General features: G+C 45.1%; 7 protein-coding genes. 2 read left to right on the forward strand and 5 right to left on the reverse strand.

The features are described from left to right. Positions 1-115: 115 nt before the first annotated feature. Entirely contained in the window at positions 116-5164 is a 5049-nt protein-coding gene (gene porU2, locus AC5FX6_RS20940; RefSeq protein WP_493598916.1) for a putative type IX secretion system sortase PorU2, read from the reverse strand. A gap of 28 nt (positions 5165-5192) precedes the next feature. Continuing rightward, positions 5193-6287, reverse strand: coding sequence for a putative type IX sorting system protein PorV2 (locus AC5FX6_RS20945; RefSeq protein WP_493598917.1), 1095 nt, complete (start codon positions 6285-6287; stop codon positions 5193-5195). A 281-nt stretch (positions 6288-6568) separates the two neighbouring features. On the opposite strand from AC5FX6_RS20945, the gene AC5FX6_RS20950 reads away from it, so the two are divergent. Together AC5FX6_RS20950 and AC5FX6_RS20955 are read left to right on the forward strand one after the other, a co-directional pair. Continuing rightward, complete coding sequence (locus tag AC5FX6_RS20950; RefSeq protein WP_493598918.1) at positions 6569-6913, forward strand: PadR family transcriptional regulator; 345 nt, start codon at positions 6569-6571, stop codon at positions 6911-6913. After that, positions 6910-9429 (forward strand): GIN domain-containing protein, encoded by a 2520-nt coding sequence (locus AC5FX6_RS20955; protein ID WP_493598919.1) that lies wholly within the window; start codon positions 6910-6912, stop codon positions 9427-9429. Before AC5FX6_RS20950 ends, AC5FX6_RS20955 begins: the two co-directional genes overlap by 4 nt. Before the next feature lie 115 nt (positions 9430-9544). On the opposite strand, the gene AC5FX6_RS20960 is transcribed toward AC5FX6_RS20955, so the two are convergent. The 3 genes from AC5FX6_RS20960 to mce all read right to left on the reverse strand — a co-directional run bounded on the left by AC5FX6_RS20960 (position 9545) and on the right by mce (position 12160). Then, positions 9545-10972, reverse strand: coding sequence for a CCA tRNA nucleotidyltransferase (locus tag AC5FX6_RS20960; protein WP_493598920.1), 1428 nt, complete (start codon positions 10970-10972; stop codon positions 9545-9547). 151 nt (positions 10973-11123) lie between these two features. Then, positions 11124-11696, reverse strand: coding sequence for an L-threonylcarbamoyladenylate synthase (locus AC5FX6_RS20965; RefSeq protein ID WP_493598921.1), 573 nt, complete (start codon positions 11694-11696; stop codon positions 11124-11126). Positions 11697-11758: 62 nt separating this feature from the next. Beyond that, positions 11759-12160 (reverse strand): methylmalonyl-CoA epimerase, encoded by a 402-nt coding sequence (gene mce / locus AC5FX6_RS20970; RefSeq protein WP_493598922.1) that lies wholly within the window; start codon positions 12158-12160, stop codon positions 11759-11761. Positions 12161-12162: the final 2 nt, after the last annotated feature.

Consider the following 12162-nt stretch of genomic DNA (forward strand, 5'->3'; position numbering starts at 1 on the left):
AGCCGCAAGGTATAGCCGCAAGGTATAGCCGCAAGGTATAGCCGCAAGGTATAGCCGCAAAAAAGGAGCACTGTTGGGTGCTCCTTTTTATTATTAATATTAAATGCTATGGGCTTTAACGCAGGATGTAAATCTTGCCATAACCATTCACGAAGCCCTTATCACCTTTCTTCCAGATGTGCTTCATCTCCTCAGTATCTTTTGGCATCACCACACGGTACAAATAAACCCCGTTGGCCAGCTTATCGCCGAAGGTATCAGTACCATCCCAGGCATACTCTGTCTTATTGTTGCCAATTCGAATAGGTCCTATTTCTTCTCGCATAATCTCCTTCACAATTTTACCTGTCACGGTCATGATCTGTATTTTAAAATCCGTTGGAATCACACCGCCTGTTAAGGTGAAGATAAATTGTGTCTTCGAAGAAAAAGGGTTCGGATAAGGGTAGAAGTTCGTAATCTTCGACTCATTTTCAACTTCGAAGTTGATTCGGTAAGGCGAAACCCCTGAGGCTTTACCTGTCACGTCCTTACCCCTTACTTCTAAAGTGTAGATACCATTTTCTAAATGTTCTGGTTTATACTCAAATCGAAAATCATTCTTATCGTCAGCTGGGAAAACGCGCAACTCGCTTGACTTCGCAGTCTCTTTTACATCTACCGATACGTTGGTTGCATTGTTAGTTAAGTACACCTCCATTGCATTTGCGTTCTCTAGGTAAATATGCCTGTTTTCGTCCTTTACAGTAATACTAATAAGCGGGCTTGGCGCTACAAGTTCTCCATCCATGATGTGCACGCCATCAAAGGCTACGTCCATTATCGGATGAAGCTTTGACTTTACAGCAAAGTTCACTTCGTAAATGTTGTTTTGATACTGCTGTTCCGGCTGCAAGCGCGGATTCACATACATACTCAGTTTATAATTACCATCAAGCTCAAGAGATGACATAGTATAATTGAACATGGCCGTTTTATTCCCCTCCAGCGCCTCAATTTTGAACTGCGATATTCTTGGCTCTATCCCTTCCCCTGTTAAGGTTACTTCCACAGTGATAGAGTCTCGGAAAGCATAAGGCGTGACATTCTGGAAAGCCATCGGTACATTAATGGCACCTCGCTCAGCCTGTGCTGTTATGATCTCCTCACTTATTTTTACTAAGTCTGGCCGTATTACTCCTTCTGGTGCTGCTTGATAATAAATCATCCATTGTTTGAGCTGTGGAGCCGTTCGGTCATCTATATCTGTCAATTGAGCTTGCAATTGTAAATATGGATACTTTGTAGCACTTACCTGGCTTAGGTCAAACATTTTTGATGTCACTGCATCATTTAGTAATTCTCGATTACCTTCCTCATCAAGACCATACACGCTCAGTTTGTATTTATCGTCGCCTGACTTGTACTTCTCTATATTATGGTGCAAGCTACCCCAGCTCAGGGCAGGTCCTATAGTAGTTGAGGTGATGGAGCCTTGGGTGTTAGTTGTTTCCATCAAGTAACGGAGAGCAATCCCTTGTGCTGTCGGAGGTATATCACTACTTAAATCGGCTCCTAATTCTTGAATGGTCCCGATAGCAGCACCTTTTTGACCTATGATGGCTAATGGGTAGCCTGTTTTTATATTATCGATTAATTTAGACCCTATTTTACTGAAAGCAGCTTTCAATTCTGGAGTAAATAAATCAAAAGGAACCTTATTAACAGTAACACCGACCACATATTGCCCTTCAGGAATGGCATCCAAAAAACGCAGCATATTTGCTCTAATCGTTGGATTGTTAAGATCCCCAAATTGGTAAAGATTCCACATGAATCTACAAGGTGAGAATCCCGGAACTGTTACGTGATTCAGGTTCTTACTATCAAGCACAAAGAAAAACATTCTGGGTACGGATGAAGCTTTGAAATTACCACAAGCTGCGTCAATTTCGGATACCCCATTTATATAAATCCCATGTGGGGGCATATCAAACCTCTCATCACCTCCAACTGTTCTAATTTCAAAGTTTTTTGTAACAGGGCTGAACTCGATTTTGTCTTGAGCATTCAAACGAAGTCCATCCATCTCTGCTTCCATATACTGACCAGCATGGCTCTGCGACCACCCTTCCTCATTGCCCTTCATATACCTGAAAGAACCATTTACCCAGACAGTATCTTCTCCCTGCTCAAATTGGTCAAATCGAGCTCGCCAAAAGAAAACAGTACTGTCGGCGCCTGGCTTCTGAATTGGAAGATTCACCTCCCATGCCGGTAGCACACCAGGACTTGCCCGGTGGGTTAATTTCATACTTGAAGTAAAGCTGTAAGTGGTATCTAATTCAAAGTAAACTCCTTTAGGCTCAGCTCTTAGTTGGGTTGATTGAACGACCAAATTGACACTCGGACTATTCACGATTGAGTAATTCATCGGTGCCAATAATGAAATTCCTGAGCGTGGCAAGAAATGTGATATCACCAGTACATTGTTACTTTCATTCAGTTCATCAATTTGACCTGTGTTATCAAGGGTTATCTCAAACCTGTTCATACCTGCCCCGGTTGAGTCAGTGTTAGGAATCGATAACTCAAACTTCTCTTTGTAGTAAATAGGCTTAACCTTGATTGAAACAGGATCTTGTGCAGTGCCATTGGGTAGAATACGTTTTACACCAATGCTAACTGAATCATTGATAGCTTTCCCGAGGTTAATGGTATTCACACTAAGTACAAACTTCTCAGAGAGGGCAATCGCAGTTTCACCGGCTTGATCCTTAACTGTAGCAGCGTTATTTGCAAAAGCATAATCAGGTTTGCTTGGAGTATATAATCTAACTGCAGGATCTCCCTGAAGCACCATTTGTGTCATGGTAGCTACATGATCTCCTCTTTGATAAAGGGAACTCGATGTGATATACCTTCTAATAGTTTCTTTATGAACATCACCAATTGTACGTCCATAATACTGATTATCAGTAAAAGCAATTTGATAGAATCTATTTGAAAATTCATTCAATGGCCCATCACCGCCAATGTAGGATTGCGCCATAAATGATATTGCACCCCGATCAGGTGTAATTAACCAGTCTTCACCAAACGATATCTTGTTATGAATAAATGCATCACCGCTATAACATCCATTCATTATAATAGCAGGGTACTTACCTTTATTTCTATAACCATTAAGATTAGACGACGCGAAACCTATTTCAATGTCAGTCACATCTATAGCACTATGTCCAAAAAAAGTAAGTAGTGACAAGCCAGCATTCACTTCATCAGAAACATTGATGTATGTCGTATAATCTCTAAAATCTCTTCTGTATTTTTCAATTACATTGGCTCCCAATAGCGGACCTTCAGCAATACGCCTGTAATTTGTTAACCAATTCGCATATTGATTTTGCTGTATCTCGTTTGCTCCTCCACCAAGCTGTAGAATATTTTTTCTCCACGCTAAGCCATCTGGCAGAGCTTCATGCTCTTTGACTTTATTTAGATAAGCAATTATGTTTTCAGGTGTTGTAGCAGACAAACGCCCTGTCGGAACTCGGGGCTCGTACCTGTTATTTCGAAAGTCAGAGGAAAAGAATACATCAGAGGAAGGAATCATTCCTGTAGGTACTAAGTCCATCTCATGGACTTTAGGATGCCGGTCTCCTATGTGGTAAAAGCTATACTTATTGTTATGTATACTTCTATAATCTTCCCAAGCATACTTAAGTCCTTTTCCGATAATGAATAGCTGCTTTTCCCGATCTGAGGTAAGCATAAAGGACATAAACTTGCGAACAGCATTAGATGAAAATTCGCCATAGTGAAATTGATTCGCAATTTGATCAATATGCACAATTAGAGTATCATAACCTCCACCAGCTGCAGAAGCTCTATAGGCGGCATACTCAACCGGTGCTGGTCGTGATGATCCTGCAGGCTTCATTAATCTTTTATTCGTGAGAATAATGTAGTTGTGAGCACTTGCGTCAATGTTCCGGAAACGCATGGTCTCCGTTTTCCCAGCTGCCTTAAATGCTTTATTAGTTTTTGCGAGTAGAACCTTATGAGTTTTGTTTTGTGTAGGAATTACAACTCCTTTGAGTTCTCCACTAACATGGCCTTCTATACGAATAGGATTGTAAGGATCAGAGACATCATATGCCACTGTATTAGCTTCAGTGCCATTAAAGAGGTAATAAGGATTATCTGAGCGTGTAGAGTCTGTATGAAATACTAAAGAGTTTCCGGTTAAAATATTCTTTCGGGCAAATGTTACCGTTACATAAGACAACGTTACATCATTCGACGGAGTGGCATCAGGCAATGTCTGGAATCTAATTTTACCGTCTGTATAAATATCTGCATTCTCAAGATTGCCTTTCACTTTTTGGAAGCTATCTCCTGTTATCTCAAAGCGGGTCAGCTGTCTAATTGCGCCTGATGGGGTAACAACATTTAGGGCGCCTGCATGCAAATTAGCGTTAACACCTCCAACTACTGCTTCAAAACTTGGTTTAGGCCCTGTTGCTTCAGCACTCGTAATTTTAGGAATGTCATAGTTTTTTGCCACCCTGGCAGCTACTGATGTATATCCCTCGCCCTCATCCATCCAGGCTAGTAGCGCATTGATTGTACCGTGCTTCTTACCATAATAGTACCTATCCACAAAATGATGCGCCACCTTTTGCAAATGATACGGCTCCGGCGTCTTTCCCGCAGGTGAAGGATTCACCTGCTGCATCCGCTTGCCGCCTGCAGGATTTATGGTCAGAAAATAAGCTGCGGTATCAGTGTAAAGACTATATAACTGATGTGGCTGATGCGCCGGGTTCTTATAAAGATCTTGATCTAACCTACCGTCGTTTCGCTCACCGTAAAATTCGATGAAGTCTTGAGTATCCAATCTACCGTCGGCTTCGCCGGCTACGTGAATAGCTACTTCCTTACCTCTTCTGAAAAGCTGGAAGTGCTGTGGGTTGGTCCCTGCCAGTCCGAGGCTGTCCAGAAAGCCGTGGCTCAAGCGGTGCAGTCCTGTGTTAACAACTTTCAGCTTGTAGTAGGTTTTGTTGTAATCAATCCATTCGTTGCCGTAGGGTGTCGGAGACTGGGCAAGCGCCACAGACTGCAGGCCTAACAAAAAGGTGCATACAAACAGGAATTGCTTTATGAGTCTACTTATATTCATCGGCTGTAAAACTTGAAACCGTAAATTTTTAATTAAAAGAATAACCTAGCGAGATGATAATGGAGTAATGTCCATTCGCGTTGGCTGTATTACCATCGTTACCATTCACACGTGACATGGCTAAGTCGATATTCAACCCGTTGTTCTCAAAGCCTACCCCAAAGTTAGGCTGTACTTTAGAGGACATGCTTCCATTAAAGTTTCGGAACTGCTGGTAGTTGTTAATGCCACCACGAATAAATACTGTCTGGGCATAAGCCAACTCCATCCCTACATGTGGATCTACAGAGGCAAAGTCTGACTTTAGCAGCACGTTGCGCTTTCCGTCAAAAGTGAAATCGATATCGGTGGCAAGTATACCTGTAATCTTATCGGTGAATGTGAAGTTCTTAGCAGCTCCCAGCACAAGACGGGGCAGGGTAAGTTCGGCCGTGCTCTCAGGCAGGTCATTACCAGTTTGCAGGTAGGTTTCTTCTAATGCTTCTACGTTGTGGGTCCAGGCGGTGAAGGTGGTAGTCACATCTTTGGCCATTACACCAAACTGCCAGGTACCACGACGTAATTGAGCACCTGCATCAAAGCCAAAACCCCAGGCGTTGGCAAATTCCCCTACATTTCTATAGATAATCTTTGCATTTACGCCCAACTGTAGCCCCTCGATCAGGTTGCTCTTGCGTGCATAAGAAAGCAACATGGCATAATCGGCGACTGAAAAGAAACGGATGCTGTCGTACTGGATATAGCCGTACTCATTCTGTAAGCGGCGGGTATCCACAATGTCGTCCACGCCGAGACGAATAACGGAAACGGCTAGTGCACTACTCGAGTCAAGCGGCATAGCGAAGCTACCAAAATCGTTTTTGGCGATACCGGCGAATAGCTCAGAGTGCATCAGTGCGATGTTATACTTGTTGCGCAGCTGCAGTAAGCCTGCCGGATTCCAAAAACCGGCAGTAGCATCGTCAGCTATGGCTACCTGTACATTGCCCATACCCAGGGCCCTAGCCCCCACGCCAATATTTAAAAACTCATTGCTATACTTAGGAGTAGCCACCTGCGCCTGGGCAACACCGCTGACCAAGCATAGCATTAATAATAAAACTGAAAGGGTAAATCTGGTCATAGGCACAAGACTACAGTCTCAAATAGGCTTTAATGGACTTCAAAAAAATTTTGGGGCATATTTTTACCCTCTTCAATGGATGCAGTTTTGCCTGCTAACACTCTAAAAGCCGAATAAGTTGATTTTAAACGACATTTTTTCGCATCCAAAAATAATCATTTTTATCCACAATTAACTGCCACTTAAACCCTTTGAAAAAAGATTCGTAATTATTTTTAAACAGTACCTTGTTTTACATAGTACCTTTTAATAACTTTGCTTCAACATTAAACGGAATCATCATGAAAGTAGAAAACACACAAGTGCAGATGCGGAAGGGAATTCTGGAATTCTGCATACTGGAGATTATCGCTCGTGGTGAGGTATATGCATCCGATATGTTGGAGGAGCTGACAGCTGCCAAGATGATAGTAGTGGAGGGTACTTTGTATCCCCTGCTTACTCGCCTCAAGAACGCGGGGCTTCTCGACTATAGTTGGGTCGAATCTACCTCAGGGCCACCCCGCAAGTATTACACACTGACCGAGACCGGTCGCTCATTTCTGGAACAACTCCGGGACACATGGGGCGAACTGGTAGCTTCCACCGAATTCATCATCCAAAACAAGAAAGCGCAGCAATCATGAAAAAGAACATAAACATTAATCTGCAAGGCATCATCTTCCACATTGAGGAAGATGGGTATGAGCAACTTAGCCGCTATCTTACTTCGATCAGACAGTACTTCTCAAGCTATGAAGGGCACGAGGAGATTGTAGCTGACATTGAAGCACGTATCGCGGAGATCTTTTCTATGCGCCTTTCTCCTGGCAAACAGGTTATTACAATGGAGGATGTGCAGGCGCTGATCACTCAGATGGGTGATGTAACTGACTTCGAAATACTGGAGCCAATGGAAGAGGAAATGCCTCATGCCAGACAAGCGTACCGAGCTGGTGCTCCTGAACCGGAATATGCCGAGGCTGGAGGCGCTGCAGCAGCAGCCACCACAGCTGGCCCAAGACGCCTGTATCGCGACGTTACTCGCAAAGTAATCAGTGGTGTATCAGCAGGTATAGCTAACTACCTGAACGTAGACCCTGTTTGGATCCGCCTGATCTTCGTTTTCCTGGTAATAGGCACGCCTCTTACTGATGGCATCTCGGGTTCATTTGGATTGATCCTTTATATCATCCTCTGGATCGCACTGCCTGTAAACTACTCGTTGCCTGAGATTACAGTGAAGAAACTGTTCCGGGACCCGGCTGACAAGAAACTGGCTGGCGTGGCAAGCGGTATTGCGAAGTACTTCGGTGTGGATGTGGCAGTTGTTCGCATTCTTTTCCTTGCCTTGATCTTCGCAGGCGGTTTTGGTTTGCTGGCTTACATCATCCTCTGGGTAGCTGTCCCAGAGGCAGCCACCCTTACAGAGCGTATGCAGATGCAGGGAAACCCGGTTACGCTGGCAAGTATTGAGCATTCACTTAAGGAGAACCTCAACATAAAGGACCATAATGGGGAGGAAAGCACTGCTGCCAAGGTACTGCTACTACCATTCCGCCTTATTTCACAGGTAATCAACTGGCTGGGCAGAGCACTGGGACCTATATTGGCCGTTCTGATTACACTGATCAGAGTAGCTGCTGGCATTACGCTTCTGATGATCTCCTTAGCCCTTACAGTGGCTCTTTTTACCTCCCTGTTTGTGTCTTTGGGCATAGTTGATAATGACACAGCGTTCATGATGGGTGATTTTCCGGCCTCCGTTCTTCTGGAGGGCTTTCCCCGGCTCGGATTGGTGGCAGGTTTTTTTGTAGGTCTTATCCCTATCCTATTTCTGATCTTGTTATCCATCGGCCTCCTGGCGAAGCGCTTTTTCATGCGTCCATTGGTAGGCTGGTCATTGTTCGGCATCTGGCTGATCAGCTTGTTCACCATGATCGCTTTCATCGCGGCGCATGCTGAGAACTACCGTCGCTCAGGAGAAGTGATTACTTCACAGTCGTTCCCGGTTGGTCCGTACTCAACTATTACACTGGACGGGTATAACACGAACTCTTCTTATGAAAACCGCATCTATTTTGATGTGCAGGGACATGGAGGTTCTAATCTGGAAGTGCAGCAACGTATGCAGGCGAAGGGCAAAACCGAAGCCGAAGCACAGGAAAATGCCCGCATGGTTACTTACCGTGTAGTGCAAAACGACTCTACGCTCCGTTTCGACGATGGCTTTGAGTTTGCATCTGGGGCAGCTTATCGCAGCCAGCGTATGGATGTGACCCTGATGATACCGCAGGATAAGCAACTACGCCTGACCAACAACTTCCTGCGCATGGTACCAAGCAGCGCTTTTGAGGAAGAGTACAGCCGCGAAAAAACCCTGCGCAACCTTTGGCAGGTAAAGGGCAACCTACTTAGCTGCATCACCTGCGCATCGGACACGCTTGACGTAGCTGAAAGCGATTTCACTTACAATGCAGCCGCAACAATGGGTTCCGGCGGTAGTGTGCTGATGAACGAAGCCGAGTACAGTTCCAACAAACAGACCTACGATTTCAGTGACTTCGATGCGATTACGGTGAACGGTGCATACCATGTACAGATTACGCAAGGCAGCAACTATAGCGTAACAGCCAGCGGTAACGCAGATGACTTAAAAAAGCTTGAAATCAGGAAGGACGGCAATGAACTGGTTGTTGAGCACGAAGACAGAACTATTAAGCTTTTCGAAAGGCAGAAGACAGTGCTGATTCAGATTACAGTACCTGAATTGCGAAGCCTTGATCTGAGCGGCGCCATTAAAGCCGATATCGGCCACATAAAAGCCAATAGCCTCACTCTGGGTTTGACTGGCGCTACGCAGGCTTTTGTGGATGTAAATGTAAGCAGACTAAAAGCCGATATCGCCGGAGCCTCTAAAAGCACATTTACAGGTCGTGCAGACGATGTGGATATGGAAATTGCGGGAGCCAGCAAGATGGACGCCACCAGACTGGTAGCCAACACAGTGGAGATTGATGCAGTAGGTGCTTGCTCTGCCGATGTACATGCCACGAACACGCTTCGCGCCAATGCTGCAGGCGCCAGCAAAGTGCGCTACAGAGGCAACCCAAGTAACGTGGTGACTGATGTGGCGGGCGCCAGCAAGATATCCCGCCTGTAACAAGTCTACAAAAAAAGGGATAAGCTTATTTGCTTATCCCTTTCTATACCTGCTCTTAGTACAAAATAAAACTTTATACCGACTTGCAGGTTCTATACCTGAGTGTTTTGTTAGTTTAGTTGTTTGGTGAGTTTACCTGGCGAAGTCCCAACTCTTCCCCCTTCTTGAGGAGGAAAGCGAAGGCTTCGCCAAACTCGTTTTTAACAGTTCCTTCCAGTATCGCCTCTGTCAGTAACTCCTTTAACTCTCCTACTGTTTTCGACGGCTTTAGGTCAAAAGTCTCCATGATGATCTCACCCGTAATAACCGGTTGGAAGTTGCGCAGTTTATCGCTTTCTTCTACCTCTACGAGTCGCTTCTCCACTTTATCGAAGTTCTGAAGGTAGCGTTTTACTTTGCTATCGTTTTTAGAAGTGATATCGGCACGACACAGCTTCATCAGTGCATCAATATCATCACCTGCTTCAAACAGAAGTCTGCGTATGGCTGAGTCCGTGACGGTGTCTTTCACCAGCGCAATAGGCCGAAGGTGCAGGCGTACCAGCTTCTGCACAAACTTCATGTGGTCATTCAGAGGCAGTTTCAGGTCTTTGAACAACTTGGGCACCATACGGGCGCCGCGCTCTTCGTGACCATGAAAGGTCCAGCCCACTTTTTCGTGGTAACGCTTGGTGTCAGGTTTGGCAATATCGTGCATGATGGCTGACCAGCGGAGCCAAAGGTCATCGGTTACCTCGGCCACATTGTCCAACACTTGCAAGGTATGGTAGAAGTTATCTTTATGTGAGTTACCCTTGATAGTATCCACACCCTGCAATTCTGCCATTTTAGGAAATATCAATTGCAGGAGGCCTGATGCAAAAAGCAACTTGAAGCCATAGGAAGGCTTCGGTGAAAGCACAATTTTATTTAGTTCGTCGGTGATGCGCTCCTGCGACACAATCTTGATGCGCTCCTTGTTGTCAATGATCGCATCGAAGGTTTCAGGAGCAATGTCGAAATTGAGCTGAGAGGCGAAACGAATGGCCCGCATCATGCGAAGTGGGTCGTCGGAGAAGGTGATCCCCGGCGCCAGCGGTGTACGGATGATCTTGCGCTTCATATCTTTTATTCCTTCGAAGCGATCAATCAGTTGACCGTAGGTGCCCTCATTCAGACTTATACCTAAGGCATTGATAGTAAAGTCACGACGCTTGAGGTCATCTTCGAGAGTGCCTGTCTCTACTTCAGGCTTGCGGGAGTGCTCCAGGTATGACTCTTTGCGGGCGCCCACAAATTCTACTTCCCACTCGTCAGAGCGCAGCATGGCCGTTCCAAAATTCTTGAAGACCGACACTTTCGGTTTGTGAGGCAATTTATGCGATACACGCTCAGCGAGTTCGATGCCATTACCTACGCATACCACGTCAATATCTTTAGAGGGTCTTTTCAAGACCAAATCACGCACAAAGCCCCCAATCACATAAGCGTCTACACCTACCTCAGCGGCTGCCGCAGCCACTGTATCGAATATGGGGTGCTCTGGTAATTTTATTGTATCCATTCAGAAAAATCAAAACCTCGGGCTGTACTGAACCGCACACCCGAGGCACAAAAATAATGAGATAAATTCAGAGCGTGGTCAAAAAATCGAATACGGCTCTAAATCTCAGGTATAGCGCACAGCGTAACATTGCTTATACCTGATCCTGATCTTATTCTCTAATGATAGTCTGTTTACCGTTTTCATCGATTTTGATGATGCGTGACGGACGTGACTCCACTTCTTCGTCTTGTCGCCATTGCACTATGTAGTCAACCCGTTCCTTGATCGTATCGGAAACCTCCCGAAAAGCTTTCGGGGAGGGTTCGCCGCTCACGTTGGCTGAGGTCGATACGATTGGACGTCCTATCTGTAGCATCAGGCGATGGCAAAACTCTTCTTTCACAACCCTAATACCAATGCTGCCATCCGATGCGATCAACTCCTCCGGCAGGTTTTGAGCACCTGACAGCACAAACGTTGTTGGCCTCTCCTGGGTCTCCACAAGCTTTTCGAAATCCTTGGGCACATCCTGTACATAGCGGCGAAGCATCTCCACGCTGTTTACCAACACGATCATCGACTTTGATTCTTCGCGCTCTTTGATTTTGAAAATCTTTTTAACGGCAGCGGCACTTTCGGCATCACAGCCTATCCCCCACACCGTATCTGTCGGGTATAAGATTACATTGCCAATCAGCAGTTCATCTTCTGCCGCCTGTATCTCTTTCAGAAAGTGTTTCATCTCTTTGATGGTTAAATTGTTTGATTGTTAAATGGCGGTGGGTGGTGCAGTCAATTCACCATTTACTTAATCTCCTGCGTCAGTTCAATCAGCACGCCGTTGGCACTTTTGGGGTGCACAAAGCAAACCAGCTTGTTATCAGCGCCTTTTTTAGGTTTATCATTCAATAGCGTGAAGCCCTCGTTTTTCAACCGCTCCATTTCAGCCAATATATCTTTCACCTCAAAAGCGATGTGATGTATTCCTTCACCGCGCTTTTCAATAAACTTACTGATGGCACTATCAGGTGTTGCGCCTTCCAAAAGCTCTATTTTAGTGCCTCCAACCCTGAAGAATGAGGTGTTTACAGCCTCTGACTCCACAAACTCTGTTTTGTAGGGCTCCACACCCAGTAGTTTAAAATACAGGGCATTTGCCTCACTGAAATTTTTAACCGCTATACCTATATGTTCTACGTTTACCATTT

It is taken from the genome of Pontibacter sp. LHS2 (genome assembly GCF_058932845.1).